This window comes from Micromonospora sp. NBC_01796, from assembly GCF_035917455.1.
In the GTDB taxonomy this organism is placed as follows: Bacteria; Actinomycetota; Actinomycetes; order Mycobacteriales; family Micromonosporaceae; genus Micromonospora_G.
The window spans coordinates 6,213,701-6,231,086 of the sequence record NZ_CP109078.1; the positions used below are offsets into that span (position 1 = coordinate 6,213,701).

The 17,386-nt window shown below is 67.1% G+C and carries 9 protein-coding genes and 2 rRNA genes; 6 read left to right on the forward strand and 5 right to left on the reverse strand.

Translation table 11 applies throughout. From position 1 onward, the window contains the following. Nucleotides 1-65 precede the first annotated feature (65 nt). Genes OIE47_RS28140 through OIE47_RS28160 form a run of 5 tightly spaced genes read right to left on the reverse strand, consistent with a single transcriptional unit; the run spans nucleotide 66 to nucleotide 7,358 of the window. Complete coding sequence (locus OIE47_RS28140) at nucleotides 66-2,936, reverse strand: DUF5682 family protein (RefSeq protein ID WP_326557525.1); 2,871 nt, start codon at nucleotides 2,934-2,936, stop codon at nucleotides 66-68. Continuing rightward, entirely contained in the window at nucleotides 2,933-4,051 is a 1,119-nt protein-coding gene (locus OIE47_RS28145; protein WP_326557526.1) for an ATP-binding protein, read from the reverse strand. Before OIE47_RS28145 ends, OIE47_RS28140 begins: the two co-directional genes overlap by 4 nt. Before the next feature lie 12 nt (nucleotides 4,052-4,063). Continuing rightward, nucleotides 4,064-5,392, reverse strand: coding sequence for a VWA domain-containing protein (locus tag OIE47_RS28150; RefSeq protein ID WP_326557527.1), 1,329 nt, complete (start codon nucleotides 5,390-5,392; stop codon nucleotides 4,064-4,066). Then, nucleotides 5,389-6,840, reverse strand: a complete 1,452-nt coding sequence (locus tag OIE47_RS28155; RefSeq protein WP_326557528.1) for a hypothetical protein — start codon at nucleotides 6,838-6,840, stop codon at nucleotides 5,389-5,391. Before OIE47_RS28155 ends, OIE47_RS28150 begins: the two co-directional genes overlap by 4 nt. Then, nucleotides 6,840-7,358, reverse strand: a complete 519-nt coding sequence (locus tag OIE47_RS28160) for a hypothetical protein (RefSeq protein WP_326557529.1) — start codon at nucleotides 7,356-7,358, stop codon at nucleotides 6,840-6,842. The genes OIE47_RS28155 and OIE47_RS28160 overlap by 1 nt, the downstream gene beginning before the upstream one ends. 300 nt (nucleotides 7,359-7,658) lie before the next feature. On the opposite strand from OIE47_RS28160, the gene OIE47_RS28165 reads away from it, so the two are divergent. From OIE47_RS28165 to OIE47_RS28190, 6 genes are all read left to right on the forward strand, one after another. Then, nucleotides 7,659-8,942 (forward strand): D-alanyl-D-alanine carboxypeptidase family protein, encoded by a 1,284-nt coding sequence (locus tag OIE47_RS28165; protein ID WP_326557530.1) that lies wholly within the window; start codon nucleotides 7,659-7,661, stop codon nucleotides 8,940-8,942. A gap of 322 nt (nucleotides 8,943-9,264) precedes the next feature. Next, entirely contained in the window at nucleotides 9,265-10,137 is an 873-nt protein-coding gene (locus tag OIE47_RS28170) for an MEDS domain-containing protein (protein WP_326557531.1), read from the forward strand. Next, a complete protein-coding gene (locus OIE47_RS28175; protein ID WP_326557532.1) occupies nucleotides 10,124-10,588 on the forward strand; it encodes an ATP-binding protein in 465 nt (154 codons plus the stop codon). The genes OIE47_RS28170 and OIE47_RS28175 overlap by 14 nt, the downstream gene beginning before the upstream one ends. 310 nt (nucleotides 10,589-10,898) lie before the next feature. Beyond that, nucleotides 10,899-11,774, forward strand: a complete 876-nt coding sequence (locus OIE47_RS28180; protein WP_326557533.1) for an META domain-containing protein — start codon at nucleotides 10,899-10,901, stop codon at nucleotides 11,772-11,774. A gap of 580 nt (nucleotides 11,775-12,354) precedes the next feature. Then, nucleotides 12,355-13,869: ribosomal RNA gene (locus tag OIE47_RS28185) — 16S ribosomal RNA — on the forward strand. A gap of 375 nt (nucleotides 13,870-14,244) precedes the next feature. Continuing rightward, a 23S ribosomal RNA gene (locus tag OIE47_RS28190) occupies nucleotides 14,245-17,351 on the forward strand. Together the 16S and 23S rRNA genes form the textbook arrangement of a ribosomal RNA operon. Nucleotides 17,352-17,386: the final 35 nt, after the last annotated feature.

Genomic DNA, 17,386 nt, shown 5'->3' on the forward strand with positions numbered 1-17,386 from the left:
GGCGAAGGTCGGCTCGGGGCGCCCCGCGCCCTCCGGTGCCCGTGACCGGAGGGCGGTCGGTACGGTCAGAGGCGCGCGGCCAGGGCCTCGGCCGGCTCCGGATGGCGCGTGAGCAGCTCCCACAGCTCCGCCGCGCCCGGTGCGGCGGTAGCGGCGGGAAGCGCCTGCCACCCGGCGTCGCAGCCGAGCAACCCGGCCACGGCGTCGCAGGACTCCGGATGGCCGGCCAGCAAATCGGCCACGGGGCCGGTGTCGCCGGCCCCCGAGCGGGCGGCGGAACCCGTACCCGGGGTGCCGACCACGACCGGTGGCGCCCCGTCCGACGCCGCACCGGACCACGGTGGTGTCCAGGCGTCCAACGCCGCCAGACCGGCCGGGAAGGTCCGGCCGGCCTCGCGGACCAGCCGCGGCACCTGCTCGCCGGCCTCCTCGCGCAGCGTGGTGATGAGGGTCGGCAGCCACGGCAGCAGCACCCGGTCGGGTAGCCGTCCGAACGCCTTGGAGAGGACCTCGACCACGAACGGCGCCAGCGCCGGTACGGGTTCGAGCGCCTGGGCGAAGCCGATCAGGTACTGCGGGAACGCCGGTACGACCAGCGGATTCTCCAACAGTTCCGTGGACCGTTCGCGCAGATCGGCCGGGGAGAGCGAGCCGAGGTGGAAGCGGGCCGCCCAGAGCAGCGCGACCTTGGCCGGGGCCGACGGATGCGACTGGGCGACCGCGATCTCCAACTGGGCCCGGTCGCAGCCGAGGGCCAGGGCCAGGCTCTCGATGCTGAACAGGAAGCCGAGCATCGCCGCGACCTGACGTACCCCGGTCTCCTCCTCCACGAACGCGGTCGGCAGCAGGGTGCAGTAGTGCGCGTACCCGGTGGAGCCGAAGTTCTCGCACCACGCGGGCAACCCCTCCGGGGTGGAGCGGTAGTACGTCAGCAGCCGGCGGATCCGGGTCAGCACCTCGGGCGCGTCGTCGACCGTACGTTCCGCACCGAGCAACCCGACCGCGCGGGCGCCGAGTTCGTCGGTGAACCGCGGATTGCGCAGGTACAGCAGCGAGTCCTCGACCGCCCGCAGCGCCACCGCGGCCGTGGCCTGCGGCGCCCAGACCGTCCGGCGCAGCCGCTGCTCCAGCACCTGCTCGACGGTCACCCCCTCGTAGCCGAGCTCGATCAGCGCACGCTGGTCGCGGCCGATCGCCAGGTCCCAGCTCTCCTGGATCGACGTGCCGCCGAGCCGCCGCTCGCCCATCACCGGCCGGACGGTCTGCTGCGGCAGCAGCGCGCGCAGCACCCAGAGCAGGTCCGAGGCGGCCCGCAGCTCCGGCCGCGCGGCGATGTCGAGCAGGGCCCGCTGCACCGTACGGCGGTCCAGTTCGAGGCCGAGCGGAGCCAGCCGGTCGTACACGTTGCGGGCCAGCGGTGGCAGCGCGTCGTACCCGACCCGGCCGATCCGGTCCCCGCCCATCAGGATCTCGCAGAGCCGGCGTACGTCCCGCCGGCCCGGCACCACGTCCTTCTCGATGCAGGTCACGGCGGCGTCGGCGAAGTCGTACGGGGTGGGCCGGGCCCGGTTGCGCATCCCGGCGAGCAGGATCGAGGTCTCGAAGATCGCGATCGCGTCCGCGGTGCTCGCCAGGTAGCCGTTGCGCCGGGCCAGCCGCACGATGTCGACACACCAGCCCAGCAGTTCGTCCTCGTCGAGCCCGCCGACCACCGGCGGGCTCGACAGGAACTCCGACAGCCGGTCCGCGACCGCCGGCAGGGCCGGCACGGCAGCCGCCCGGGTGACCGCCTTCCGGGTACGCGTCGCCCGCTTCCCGCCGTCCCGCTGCCCGGCCAGCCGGAACGTCTTCACCCCACCGCCCGCCACCGCCCGGGAGAAGGTGGTGGCGGCGATGGACACGCTGCCGGAGGCGAGCCCGAACTGGGCCTCGATCGCGGAGTGGCTGGAGGGGACCAGGCCGTACAGCCAGGTGGTGCCGGTCCGGGGCGTGATCTCGAACGGCACGGTGGATCCGGAGCCGAACTGCTCGACCCGGCTGGCGGCGTGGAAGGCACCGCAGACGTACAGGCAGTCGGACGGGTCCACACCCGACGAGGCGAGGTGCTCGCGCATCCGGGTCCACATGTAACGCTCGCGGTCCTCGTCCCGGTCCAGCCGGGCTCCCTCGCCCGGACGCAGCCGCCGGAACAGGCTGCCGATCAACACCATGACCTGCCGGTACGTGTCGTAGTCGGCGTTCACCAGCGGCTGCTCGACGTACTGGTCCCACCACTCGGACCAGTGCCGTACCCGGCCGTGGTGCAGCAGGTGCTCCTCCAACTCACGGAAGCCGGGGCGCAGGTCGCCGATCTCGATGCCGACCGCGTCACCGTGCAGGTCGACCTCCTCGCCGTGCGTCGGTGGCCCCTCGCCGGGCGGTTCCGGCTCGTCGGCCCCGTCCGCGTCACCGGGCCGGTCCTCGTCGCGCGGCTGCCACTGGAACACGTGGTCGGTGGAGCGGTCGACCAGCACCAGCTCGACGTCGGGCGTCTCCAACGCGTACGCGATCGCCTGGTATTCGGCCGACGCCTCGGTGACCGGCGCGACCACGCTGAGCGGCCCCCACTTCTGCGGGTGCCCGTCCAACTCGCTCGCGAACGCCTGCAGAGCCACCGGCAGTTGGCAGTTGCGCAGCTCGGTGAGGAGTGGTTGGAGGTCCTCGCACAGCTCCAGGTAGATCACCTTCGGCTGCTTCTCGCGCAGTCTGCGCACTATCGCCAGCGCCGAGGACGGGGAGTGGTGGCAGACCGGGAAGATCTCCAGCTCCTCCCCGAGGGCCCGGTCGACGTCGTCGACCAGGCCGGCGAGGATCTCGGCGAGGGCGTCGGGACCGTCGGCGAACGCCACGGCCGCGTCCTGGAGCTGCTCCCGCAGCGACCCGAAGACGGTCGTCATGACAGCGTCACGATGGTCTGCCGGCCGCCCTCCAGGAAGGCGGGCCACTCGCCGCCGGCCTCCTTGCTGCGCGGCTCAACCACCCCGTGCAGGTACTTGTTCAGGATGGCGAGATCCTCCGGGCTGCGCCGGGCCAGCGACCCGACCAGGGAACTGGCGAGGGTCTCGGCCCGCAGCGTCCGGTCGCCGAAGAAGTTGCTGTGCAGGATCGCGTCCTCCAGCACACCGATCTGCTCCGCGGTGGACAGCGCCGACTCGAGCTTCTCGTCGTCGCTGGTCGCGGCCGCCGCCGCGGTACGCAGGTCGGCGAAGGACTGGAGCAGGATGTCGAGCAGCGTCGGCGGTACGTCCAGCTCGATCTGGTGCCGCCGGAGCAGTTCGGTGGTGCGGAACCGGACGATCTCGGCCTCGCTGCGCTTGTTCGTGACGACCGGGATACGGACGAAGTTGAACCGCCGCTTGAGCGCCGAGGAGAGGTCGTTGACACCCCGGTCCCGGCTGTTGGCGGTCGCGATGATCGAGAAGCCTGGTCGGGCGAAGACGATGTTGTCGTCGTCCAGCTCCGGGATGGAGACGTACTTCTCGGACAGGATCGAGATCAGCGCGTCCTGTACCTCGCTGGTGGAGCGGGTCAGCTCCTCGAACCGGCCGATCACGCCCTGCTCCATCGCGGTCATGATCGGGGAGGGGATCATCGAGGCGCGGGACTGCCCGTGGGCGATCACCATCGAGACGTTCCACGAGTACTTGATGTGGTCCTCGGTGGTGCCGGCGGTGCCCTGCACCACCAGGGTCGAGTTGCGGCAGATCGCGGCCGCGAGCAGCTCGGCGAGCCAGCTCTTGCCGGTGCCCGGATCGCCGATCAGCAGCAGGCCACGGTCGGAGGCGAGCGTGACGATGCTCCGCTCGACCAGGCTCCGGTCACCGAACCACTTCTGCGGGATCTCGCGGTCGAGGCCGTCGGCGCGTTCCGAGCCGAGGACGAACAGCCGCACCATGCGCGGGCTGAGCCGCCACGAGTACGGCTTGGGGCCGTCGTCGACCGACTCCAGCCAGGCGAGTTCCTCGGCGAACTTGACCTCTGCGGGGGCGCGCAGCATCTCAGGGGTGGTCATTCCTACGGTCTCCTAGGTGAGGAAGTTCTTGAGTTCGAAGACGAGCTTGCGGATGTGGCCGGAGATCACCGGCGTACCGAGGTCCTTGAAGCGCTGGCGGAACCAGGGGTTCACCTCGGCGTGCCCGCTGCTGTTGACCGAGCCGACCGGGATCAGCTTCACGCCGCTGCGGTGCACCGCCTCCAGCCCGTCGAAGAGCGGCTGGGACTGGCTGAACTCGTAGAAGTCCGAGATCCACACCAGTACGGTGTTGCGCGGGTCGACGATCTTGGGGCGGGCCATCGCCAGCGCCACCGGACCGTCGTTCCCGCCCCCGAGCTTGGTACGCAGCAGCACCTCGAACGGATCGTGCACCCACGGGGTCAGGTCGATCGCCCGGGTGTCGAAGGCGATCAGCTCCACCTCCACCCGGGGCAGCCCGGCGAAGATCGAGGCGAGGATCGTGCAGTTCACCATCGAGTCGACCATCGACCCCGACTGGTCCACCACCACGATCATCCGAGCCGGGGTGGTACGTCTCGCGGTGTGGCGGTAGAAGAGCCGGTCGACGTAGAGCCGCCCGTCCTCCGGGTTCCAGTTCGGCAGGTTCTTCCAGATCGTGCGGTCCAGGTCGAGGTTGCGGAACACCCGCTTCGGCGGCACCGAGCGGTCCACGGTGCCCACGCTCGTCTGCTCGACCTGCGTACGCAGCACCTCGGCGACCTCGTCGACGTACCGGCGGATCAGCGCCTTCGCGTTCGCCAGCGCCACGCCGGAGAGGTTGTGCTTGTCCCGCAGCAACTGCTCGATCAGCGACATGCTGGGCGTCAGCTTGCTGGCCAGCGCCGGATCCGCCAGCACCTCGCGCAGCCGCATCCGGCGGACCAGGTCGCCCTCCAGCCCGGCGAGCACACCCGAGAGTCCCGCGCCGCCGGGCCGGCCACGCAGTTCCCCCGGCTCCTGTCCGAGCCCCCGTTCCAGCCAGTCCGCGTCGGACTGCCACCGGCCGAGCTGCCCCGCGCTCACGCTGCCGGTGCCCGTACCGAAGACGTTGAGCAGCAGCTTCGAGGCGAGGGCGGCACGGCGTACCTCGTCCGGGCCGACCGGGTCGTCCGACCCGCCCGTCTCCGGGGGCGCCATCACCCCCGTCAGCTCGGCCGCCAGCTCCGGATGGCGCTGCACCACGTTGTCCACCGAAACGTTCGGGTCCAGCAGGGCGGTCGGCAGGCCGAGGTCGTGGACGACGGCGACGCTCGCCGCCTCCAGCGCCGGCTGCTCCTGCGGGTCGAACAGCCGGGCCAGCAGACGCCAGTAGAGCACCTGCCGGCGGTGTTCGGCCGCGTTGGTCTCGTCTTCGCTCATCGCCGCAACAACCGTCCCGCCCGCTCGCGCAGCACCGACACCGCGTCGCCGGCCTTCGCCGTCTTGGCCGCCCGTGGTCCGTCCGCACCCATCGCCCAGTCACCGGTCTGCACCACCGTGGACTTGCGTTTTGTCGTGACCCGGATCGCGAGCGGCTGTACCAGCCACCGGCCGGCGTCCCACCGCAGCAGCCCGATGCAGGCGGACGAGGCGGCCACCAGCTCGGGGGTGAGCGGGCCGCAGGTCGGCAGCCGGTCGACCGTCACACCGACGGCGGTGCCGTCGACGTGGAAGGTGACCGTGCCGTCGGGATCGCCGCTGGTGGTGTAGTCCTCCAGCAGCACCGGTTCGGCGATGGCGGCCGGGTGCCGGTCCAGCGGCGGCGAGGCGTCGGCGAGCACGCCGCCGAGCTTCACCCGGGCCACCGCGAACGGGTCGGCCGGCGTGTCCGGCCGGCTGCCGCTCTCCTGCCAGACGAGGTCGCCGCCGGGGCGCAGGACGAGGTCGGTGACCTCGATGCCGACGCCGGACGCGAGCGCTCCGAGCAGCACCGGGTGGTCGCGCAGCAGCTGCCACAGGGTCGGCCCGACGATCGTGTCGACCTTCGCCGCCGCGACGGCGGTACGTACCAGCCGGCTCGGCGCCCCGCCGCTCGGTTCGAGGATGGCGTGCACCTGTGCCTGCATCGCGGTGGGGTGCTCGTGCACGTCGACACCGAGGATCAGCAACCGCCCGGATACCCGCTCACCCGGGGCCGACGTACCGGTGGTGCCGTTGTCGGGGCGGGCCAGCAGCATCGCGCGACTCCACAGGTCACCCCATCGGCGTACCGGCACCCGGTCGGCCGTGGCGATCGGCGACACCGCACGCAGCTCGGCCACCAGGCCGTCGAGCAGCACCGCGAGACGCCGGCACGAGCCGATGGCGAGCAACCCCGGTACGAGCTGCCCACCCGCCGCGAGCGAGTCGCCGTCGACACCCCGCCAACCGGTGATGGCGGTCTCGGTCAGCCAGGAACGGGCGCCGGCGAGCGGGCCGTCGGCCGACCGCGCCGGTGCGGTGCCCTCCGTACCGGTCGCGGAGGTCTGCGGCGAGCCACCCGCCGGTGCCGACCACGACCGCCGTTCGCGTCCCTGTGCCTCGTCGAACCGGGACAGGAGCGCGTCGTGCACCGCGCCCGTCACGGCGGACCGGGCACCGGCCAGCAACGCCAGGGAGCCGTCGCCGATCGAACCGGCCGTGATCTTCTCGACCGCCTCGGCGACCCGGGGGCCGAGTGGTGTGGCCGCGACCGCGCCCGCCAGGTCAACCAGCGCCGAGGTACGCGTCGCGTCCAGCCGGCCCAGCCCCTGCAACAGGGCGTCGTCGAACCCGGTCACCACCGCGAACGCCGCGTCCACCTCGGCCGGGACGTCACCGGTCAGCCCGGCGAGCTGTACGCCCCGCATCAGCTACCCACCCCCGACGGGAACCAGTGCAGCTCGGGCAGCGGTTCGGCGGTGGCCGGCACCTCCAGATAGGACAGATGCGCCAGGAAGCGGCTGAACACCCGGGCCGCCACAGTCGGGCCTGCGCCCCCGCTCAGCCGGCGCAACAGGTCGCCGCCGGACGAGTCGTCCTCCTCGAGTTCGACCCGGAGGTAACGGGCCACCTGCGCGATTCCGTACTGCACCACGGCCTCGTCGACGAGTGCCCGGATGTGGTTGCACCGTACGCCCCCGCCGCCGCAGGGCCGGTTGTTGTTGGTACTGCAGGAGGCCTCGTGGCTGCCGGCGGCTATCGCCGACACGTACACCCGGGCGATGTCGGAACCGCTCGACACCACCCCCTGCAGCGCCCCGTCCGCCAGCTCGACGAAAGGCACCTTCGCGAGCTTGCGGGGCCGCGCGACGGGCAGTACCCGTACGACGCTGCGCCGCTCCCAGTCGGCCGCGCCCACCCCTGGGGCGACGGCATCGGCGTCCAAGACGTTCGACCTCCCACCGGTCGGTCCGCAGAGCTCCGCCCGGGACATCAGCGGTCATTCCTGCGGACAGGTGATCTGTGACGCGGGAAGTTCTACCGTGCCCGTCCGACAGGAACCCGAGCGGACCGGTGTCCTGTCGCGCGGCGGTCTGGTGCCTCGTTTGCGCCCCGGACGCCCGATAGCGAATTTCGACCGGTCTTGAGGTGTTACGCCCTCGCGCGGCCAGACCGACGAGGAGGGGTTCCCGCGTTCGTCGGCAAACCGCCGTCCGTACGCGGGCCCACGGTTAGTCTCCGGAGTATGGCCCGAGGGTTGCTGGTACTCAAGGTTGCCAGCGCCGTACTGGTGCCGCCGTTGCTGATGACCGCCGGTGCGCCCGCGGCGGCGGCAGCCCGGGGGGCTGCGGCGGAGGCACAGGTCGCGCCGGCGCCGCAGCCGACGGCGGCGGCGGGGGCGGGTGAGCCGCGGCGACCGTGCCCCGCGCCGAACCCTCCGGTCGCCCGACCGAGCCGGCCCGCGGCGCCGCCGCTCGATCCGGCACGCGCGGCGGTCGGCGGGCCCGAGTTGGCGACCGCCGGGCTGGTGACCCCGCCCGGCGTGGCCACTCCGCCGAAGGTGACCGCGACGTCGTGGCTGGTGGCGGACCTGACCAGCGGCGCGGTCCTCGGTGGCTGCGGGCCGCACGAGTACGGCATACCGGCGAGTGTGCAGAAGCTGCTGCTGGCCGCGGCGGTCATGCCACGCCTGGATCCGGCCCGGATGATCGAGGTGACCGAGTCGGACCTCGACTTCGAACCGGGCAGCTCGGCGGTCGGCCTGGTCGACGGCGGCCGGTACTCGGTGGAGACGCTGTGGCTGGGGCTGTTGCTCAATTCGGGTAACGACGCGGCGAACGTACTGGCCCGGCTCGGTGGGGGAGCCGGTGGAGTGCCCGGCGGAGTCGCGGCGATGAACGCCGAGGCTCGGCAGTTGGGCGCCTACCAGACGCATGCCGCCACACCGTCGGGCCTGGACGGTCCCGGTCAGTACACCAGCGCGTACGACCTGGCGCTGATCGCCAGGGCCTGCTTCGCCCGGAGCGACTTCCGGCGGTACGCGGCGACGCAACTGGCGCAGGTGCCCGCTCAGAAGGCGTACAACACCAAGGGTTACCCGATCTGGAACGACAACCAACTCCTGCACCGGTATCCCGGTGCGCTGGGCGGCAAGACCGGTTACACGGACCTGGCCCGGCACAGCTTCGTCGGTGCCGCCGAGCGCAACGGCCGTACGCTCCTGGTTACCCTGCTCGGCGCCGAGACCCCTCCGCTCGCCGGCTGGCAGCAGGGCGCCGCACTGCTCGACTGGGGATTCGGTCTGCCCGCGAGCGCGAAGGTGGGCCAGCTCGTCTCCCGGGGGCAGCTCGACTCCCGGGGGAGGAGTCCGGCCCCGGCCGCCGGAGCCGGGCAGGCCAAGCCCAACGACGACCGGCGCTCCCGTACCCGTTGGCCGCTGTTCGCGGGCATCCCGGTCGCCGTACTCAGCGGCTTGCTGATCTTGATCCTGGTACGGCGGCGGTTCGGCCGCCGCCCGACCGGGCGGTAGCCGGCCCCGGTAGCGCAAGGCTGTCCGGTCGACAACGGGCCGACTTCGTCGCCGAGAACAGCCGAACATCCGTTTCCATGCTGCTTGTCGCGCTTGTCGGGGAATCCGATGACAGAGACCTGCTATTCGACTCTGCGAATAGGGCACTCGGCAACAAGCGGCCGATGGAGAGCAAAAGGCTCCTCTCCGATTCGCGTCGCGGGTCCATGGCTGGTCCCGGTCGTTTGCGCACCCGAGGTCATGCCCCGGGTGCGGGCATTGGAGATCGAGCGGGGTGCACTACGGTTGGTCCGCGTCGTTGGTTGACTATCGGGAGTTTCGGATGGCTGATGCGGTCCCGGTGGACGTGCTGGACGCGGGCGACCACGCCTGCCTGACGTTCTCCGACCCGGACGAGCGGGTGGACATCGTCGCCGCGTTCGTCGCCGAGGGACTGGAGCGCGGCAGCAAGGTGGTCTGTTTCACCGACTCGATCCAGCCCACCCGGATGCTCGGCGAGCTCGCCCTGCGCGGAGTACCGGCGCTCGACCCGTTCGAGCGGGGTCAGCTGGTCATGGTCGGCAGTGATCAGTCCTGGTTGGTGGACCTACCGCTGACCGGGGCGAAAATGGTCGGCATCCTCGCCCGGGAGCTGGGGCGCGCCGGCCGCGAGGGTTACGCCGACCTGCGGGTGACCATGGACATGTGCTGGGCCACCCGGCCGGTCGCCGCAGTGGAGGAACTCCTCGCCTTCGAGTCGGCCGCGGCCGGACTGTTCGCCGACGGCCGATTGACCGCGATCTGTCAGTACGACCGGGAAACCTTCGATCCGATCACCCTCGCGTTTGCCGCCGACGCGCACTCCAAGGTTGTCGCCGCGGCGGCGTACCACGACGACGCGCTACTGCGGATCTGCCGGCAGCACCGCCCGCCCGGTATCCGGATCGCCGGCGAGCTGGACTACAGCCGCCTCGATCCGCTCCGGCAGGCCCTCGCCGAGGCGCTGCGCCTCGATGACGACATCCACGTCAACCTGACCAAGCTGCGGTTCATCGACGTGACCGCGGCGACCGCGATCGCCCAGGCGGCGCTCACGCTGCCCCGCGAGCGGCGCATGATCGTCACCTGCGAGGGGCAGGTGGCGACGATGTTCGGGTTGATCGGCGCGCGTGACGCGCTTCAGCTTCGGGTAGAGCAGGCTCATGACCCGGCGTGACAACTCGGAGAGAGCCGACTCCCGGGTCACCGATGCGCCGGTGCGGGTGCCGGAGACAGTCGCGCTCGACCAGACCTTTTCGGTCGACGACCTCTACGCGCTACGGGCCGCGGTGGCCGCTCACGCCAGTGACCTCGGCCTGCCGGCGGATCGGGTGGAGGGTCTGGTCATCGTCGCGACCGAGCTGGCCACCAACGCGGTTCGGCACGGTGGCAGCACCGGGCGGCTGCGGCTGTGGAACGAGGACGACGACCTGTACTGCGAAGTGACCGACCGGGGTCCGGGTATCGCGGATCCCGACGTCGCCGGAACCCGGCCGGTGCCGTTGACCTCCGACGGAGGTCGCGGCCTCTGGATCGTGCGTCAACTCTGCGACCGGCTGTACCTCACCTCGGCTGCCACCGGCACCACTGTCACCGCCGTCATCCGCATCGACGACACGGCGGCGTAACCCCAGGGCGCGGCTGATGGCGGATGCCGTCAGGCCGAGCCGGCGCCCGGCGCCGCTCGGCTGACATCCTTCGGCTACTGACCCTGCGCGACCCGACCTGCGCCGACGACCTCGCACCACTCGCCGACTGATGGCCGACGCGCCAGGCACGGGCGGATGCCCTGACAGCCAGGGCGGCGGACGCGTCGCTGGCGGGGGTCCGACCGTTAGGAGTAGCAGGCGGGCGCCGTCCGCTGTCGTGTGCCGTCCACCAGCCCCGGGACCGGTACCGGGCGACCACATCGGGGGCCGACGGTGGACGGGGGTCGAGATGATTCGTCCGGGTTACCTCACGCTGCTGATCGCATGCGGCGTGCTGCTCGCCGGTTGCGATGGGCAAACTCATCCGGGGCGCTCTCCGGGCACCGTCGCGGTCTCGCGCCCCCTGACGCCCGAGGGACTCATCGGTTCCTGGACCATCATCGACCTCGACGACCCCGGCGGGGGCAGGATTCTGCGCCTCGCCCACAACGAGTTGCACCTGGTCGGCAGTGCCTGCGACACCCTGGGCGGGTCCTGGCAGGCCGACACCGACGGGGTTTTCCTCGCGGACGTCTACGTCGCCCCCGCTGCCGCCGTCGAGGGTGTGCCGGGCTGCGAGAGGGCCAGTCAGGAGACTCCGGAATGGCTGCGGCGGGTGACCGCGTACAGGTTCGACTACCGGGGGCTGCCCGTACTCCTGGACGAGCTGGACCAGCCGGTTGCCCGGTTGGTCCCCGGCGCGACGCCGACCGCCGGGCCGGACATGCTGGCCTCCGTGTTGGATCCGCCGGTGGTCACCGACGAAGCCCGGCGGGCGTTCGCGCCGGCCGCCGCGCTACCCGCGACGCTGACACCAGCCGACCCGCGCCGGATGGCCGGTCGGTGGGCGCCCGCCGACGGGCACAAGAGGGCGTACGCGGAGTTCACGGCGGACGGCGAGTGGCGCGGGTCCGACGGCTGCAACGAGGAGAGCGGTCGGTGGATCGTCGCGGACGGAGGAACGCTGCTCACTACTGGCCGGATGGTCACGGCGATGTTCTGTCCCGATGGTGTGTCGATCGGCCAGTGGCTCTGGACGGCGAGGCGTGCCGGCCTCGACGGCGAGGTCCTGGTGCTGCTCGATGGCGAAGGCAAGGAGACGGGGCGGCTACGAACCGTCGGCTGAGAGTGTCTCCGCTCGAGCGCGGTTGTCCGGGGCACTTCCGTCAATTACGGCGAATCCGACAGTTGCCGTGATTCGGAGGACCCTGATCGTCACCCAGTGGCCATGATCGATTTGGCACTGAACCAGTCATCCGGTAACTTTTTCCAAGTCAGCGGGGCACCGGACAGGAACCGCCGGGAAACACCGGTGGGAGCAGGACGGCCCGCTAAATCCTCTCGAACGCGCAGGGTGTAGGTTGCTGTGTGCGCAGAGCGGGCCCGGTCGAGGTTGGCCGGGTGGCAACAAGTCAGATCGGAACGTCGATTTGATCCGGCGGAAACGACCGGGTAGCGTAGTAAAAGCGCCGGGCGGGAACGCCGGGTGTTGAAGTGGGAGTGAAAAGCCCCGGGTTGTGGGCCCCTTGATTGGGGTTGGCGGTTCGGTGTGTGTTTGTTCTTTGAGAACTCAACAGGGTGCTTGATAAGCCAGTGCCAATTATGATTTAACCCCGGCCGGCTTGCCTATTCCTTCGGGGGTGGGTTGGTTTGGTTGGATTCCTTTGGCAACTTTTTTGTTGCCGGGACATTTTTTCCACAGTTTTTTGTTGGAGAGTTTGATCCTGGCTCAGGACGAACGCTGGCGGCGTGCTTAACACATGCAAGTCGAGCGGAAAGGCCCTTCGGGGTACTCGAGCGGCGAACGGGTGAGTAACACGTGAGTAACCTGCCCTAGGCTTTGGGATAACCCTCGGAAACGGGGGCTAATACCGGATATGACTTCCTGCCGCATGGTGGGGGGTGGAAAGTTTTTCGGCCTGGGATGGACTCGCGGCCTATCAGCTTGTTGGTGGGGTAATGGCCTACCAAGGCGACGACGGGTAGCCGGCCTGAGAGGGCGACCGGCCACACTGGGACTGAGACACGGCCCAGACTCCTACGGGAGGCAGCAGTGGGGAATATTGCACAATGGGCGGAAGCCTGATGCAGCGACGCCGCGTGAGGGATGACGGCCTTCGGGTTGTAAACCTCTTTCAGCAGGGACGAAGCGAGAGTGACGGTACCTGCAGAAGAAGCACCGGCCAACTACGTGCCAGCAGCCGCGGTAAGACGTAGGGTGCGAGCGTTGTCCGGATTTATTGGGCGTAAAGAGCTCGTAGGCGGCTTGTCGCGTCGACTGTGAAAACCCGCGGCTCAACCGCGGGCTTGCAGCCGATACGGGCAGGCTAGAGTTCGGTAGGGGAGACTGGAATTCCTGGTGTAGCGGTGAAATGCGCAGATATCAGGAGGAACACCGGTGGCGAAGGCGGGTCTCTGGGCCGATACTGACGCTGAGGAGCGAAAGCGTGGGGAGCGAACAGGATTAGATACCCTGGTAGTCCACGCTGTAAACGTTGGGCGCTAGGTGTGGGGGGCCTCTCCGGTTCTCTGTGCCGCAGCTAACGCATTAAGCGCCCCGCCTGGGGAGTACGGCCGCAAGGCTAAAACTCAAAGGAATTGACGGGGGCCCGCACAAGCGGCGGAGCATGCGGATTAATTCGATGCAACGCGAAGAACCTTACCTGGGTTTGACATGGGCGGAAATCCGGCAGAGATGTCGGGTCCTTCGGGGCCGTTCACAGGTGGTGCATGGCTGTCGTCAGCTCGTGTCGTGAGATGTTGGGTTAAGTCCCGCAACGAGCGCAACCCTCGTTCGATGTTGCCAGCGCGTTATGGCGGGGACTCATCGAAGACTGCCGGGGTCAACTCGGAGGAAGGTGGGGATGACGTCAAGTCATCATGCCCCTTATGTCCAGGGCTTCACGCATGCTACAATGGCCGGTACAATGGGCTGCGATACCGTGAGGTGGAGCGAATCCCAAAAAGCCGGTCTCAGTTCGGATCGGGGTCTGCAACTCGACCCCGTGAAGTCGGAGTCGCTAGTAATCGCAGATCAGCAACGCTGCGGTGAATACGTTCCCGGGCCTTGTACACACCGCCCGTCACGTCACGAAAGTCGGCAACACCCGAAGCCGGTGGCCCAACCCTTGTGGAGGGAGCCGTCGAAGGTGGGGCTGGCGATTGGGACGAAGTCGTAACAAGGTAGCCGTACCGGAAGGTGCGGCTGGATCACCTCCTTTCTAAGGAGCACCTGCCCGCGAAAGTGGGTTAGGAGCCCGCGCCACCCGTACGTGGTGGTGGGGTGCTCAGATGGCGGAGACACTGGTGAGTTCACTGTCGGCAACGGCCGTCCGATCGCTAGTACAGCTGTGACCCTGAGAGGGGTTGTGGTGGGAATGTGGTTGGTGGTGCGGCTGGTGGTGAATGATAAGCATCCTGTTGGGTCCTGAAGGAACAAACACGGTGTGTTTGTTGTTTCGGGTTGCCAGGCATGGCCTGTCATCGCAAACGGATTCCCGGAGCCAGGTTTTCTGGTGGTGGGGTTTGGTGTGGTGGTTGTGGGTTGTGGGTTGGTCGTTTGTTGAGAATTGCACAGTGGACGCGAGCATCTTTGTGGTCAAGTTGTCAAGGGCGAACGGTGGATGCCTTGGCACCAGGAGCCGATGAAGGACGTGGGAGGCCGCGATAGGCCTGGGGGAGCTGTCAACCTAGCTGTGATCCCAGGGTGTCCGAATGGGGGAACCCGGCAGCAGTCATGTGCTGTCACCTGCACCTGAACACATAGGGTGTATGGAGGGAACGCGGGGAAGTGAAACATCTCAGTACCCGTAGGAAGAGAAAACAATAGTGATTCCGTGAGTAGTGGCGAGCGAAAGCGGATTTGGGCTAAACCGGCTGCGTGTGATACCTGTCAGGGGTTGCGTGGTTGGGGTTGTGGGACTCTGCTGATTCAACTGACATTGGGTCGAGAAGTGATAAAACCAGTTGCTAGCCGAATGGTGTGGGAAAGCCAACCGTAGACGGTGAGAGTCCGGTAGGTGAAAGTGGCTGGTCTTCTGTGGATGTTCCCGAGTAGCGGCGGACCCCTGTAATCTGCCGTGAATCTGCCAGGACCACCTGGTAAGCCTAAATACTTCCTGGTGACCGATAGCGGACTAGTACCGTGAGGGAATGGTGAAAAGTACCCCGGGAGGGGAGTGAAATAGTACCTGAAACCGTTCGCCTACAATCCGTCGGAGCCTTTAGGGGTGACGGCGTGCCTTTTGAAGAATGAGCCTGCGAGTTAGTGGCATGTGGCGAGGTTAACCCGTGTGGGGTAGCCGTAGCGAAAGCGAGTCTGAATAGGGCGTTCAGTCGCGTGTCCTAGACCCGAAGCGGAGTGATCTAGCCATGGGCAGGCTGAAGCGTGGGTAAGACCGCGTGGAGGGCCGAACCCACCAACGTTGAAAAGTTGGGGGATGACCTGTGGTTAGGGGTGAAAGGCCAATCAAACTCCGTGATAGCTGGTTCTCCCCGAAATGCATTTAGGTGCAGCGTCGCGTGTTTCTTGCCGGAGGTAGAGCACTGGATGGTCTAGGGGGCCCACAAGCTTACCGAAATCAGCCAAACTCCGAATGCCGGTAAGTGAGAGCGCGGCAGTGAGACTGCGGGGGATAAGCTTCGTAGTCGAGAGGGAAACAGCCCAGATCACCAGCTAAGGCCCCTAAGCGTGTGCTAAGTGGAAAAGGATGTGGGGTCGCATAGACAACCAGGAGGTTGGCTTAGAAGCAGCCACCCTTTAAAGAGTGCGTAATAGCTCACTGGTCAAGTGGTTCCGCGCCGACAATGTAGCGGGGCTCAAGTACACCGCCGAAGCTGTGGCATTCATATTTTACTTCGCGTGTTCTTTCGAGAGCGCGTGCAGGTGTGTGGATGGGTAGGGGAGCGTCGTGCCGCGGGTGAAGCAGCGGAGTGATCCAGTTGTGGACGCGGCACGAGTGAGAATGCAGGCATGAGTAGCGAAAGAAGGGTGAGAAACCCTTCCGCCGGATGACCAAGGGTTCCAGGGCCAGGCTAATCCGCCCTGGGTGAGTCGGGACCTAAGGCGAGGCCGAGAGGCGTAGTCGATGGACAACGGGTTGATATTCCCGTACCCGCGAAAGAGCGTCCGTGGTGAACCTCATTGTGCTAACTCCTTGATCTGAGGCCGGCTTTCGGGTTGGTTTTGGTGATTTGAGGAACCTGGTGGGTAGTAGTCAAGCGATGGGGTGACGCAGGAAGGTAGCTGAGCCCGGCCGGTGGTTGTGCCGGGGTAAGCGTGTAGGCCGTGTCGTAGGCAAATCCGCGACGCATTAAGGCTGAGACGTGATGCCGAGCCGATTCAGGTGAAGTCAGTGATCCTATGCTGCCGAGAAAAGCCTCTAGCGAGTTCTTAGCGGCCCGTACCCCAAACCGACACAGGTGGTCAGGTAGAGAATACCGAGGCGATCGGGCGAACTGTGGTTAAGGAACTCGGCAAATTGCCCCCGTAACTTAGGGAGAAGGGGGGCCGGAGACGTGAAGCCCCTTGCGGGTGGAGCGTTGTATGGCCGCAGAGAGCAGGGGGAAGCGACTGTTTACTAAAAACACAGGTCCATGCGAAGAAGTAATTCGATGTATATGGACTGACGCCTGCCCGGTGCTGGAACGTTAAGGGGACCGGTTAGTCTTTCGGGGCGAAGCTGAGAACTTAAGCGCCAGTAAACGGCGGTGGTAACTATAACCATCCTAAGGTAGCGAAATTCCTTGTCGGGTAAGTTCCGACCTGCACGAATGGCGTAACGACTTCCCCACTGTCTCAACCACAGGCCCGGCGAAATTGCATTACGAGTAAAGATGCTCGTTACGCGCGGCAGGACGGAAAGACCCCGGGACCTTTACTATAGCTTGACATTGGTATCCGAATTAGCTTGTGTAGGATAGGTGGGAGCCGGTGAAGTCCATACGCCAGTATGGGTGGAGGCAATCTTGAAATACCACTCTGGTTGATTTGGGTATCTAACTTCGGACCGTGATCCGGTTCAGGGACAGTGTCTGGTGGGTAGTTTAACTGGGGCGGTTGCCTCCTAAAATGTAACGGAGGCGCCCAAAGGTTCCCTCAGCCTGGTTGGCAATCAGGTGTTGAGTGCAAGTACACAAGGGAGCTTGACTGTGAGACTGACAGGTCGAGCAGGGACGAAAGTCGGGACTAGTGATCCGGCACTTGCGAGTGGAAGCGGTGTCGCTCAACGGATAAAAGGTACCCCGGGGATAACAGGCTGATCTTCCCCAAGAGTCCATATCGACGGGATGGTTTGGCACCTCGATGTCGGCTCGTCGCATCCTGGGGCTGTAGCAGGTCCCAAGGGTTGGGCTGTTCGCCCATTAAAGCGGTACGCGAGCTGGGTTTAGAACGTCGTGAGACAGTTCGGTCCCTATCCGCCGTGCGCGTAGGATACTTGAGAAGGGCTGTCCCTAGTACGAGAGGACCGGGACGGACGAACCTCTGGTGTGCCAGTTGTCCCGCCAGGGGCACGGCTGGTTGGCTACGTTCGGAAGGGATAACCGCTGAAAGCATCTAAGCGGGAAGCCTGCTTCGAGATGAGGTATCCCACCCACTTTGTGGGGTAAGGCCCCCAGCTAGACTACTGGGTTGATAGGCCGGAGATGTAAGCTCGGTAACGGGTTGAGTTGACCGGTACTAATAGGCCGAGGACTTGATTACTAAGGTGCTACGCGTCCACTGTGTGATTCCCGACA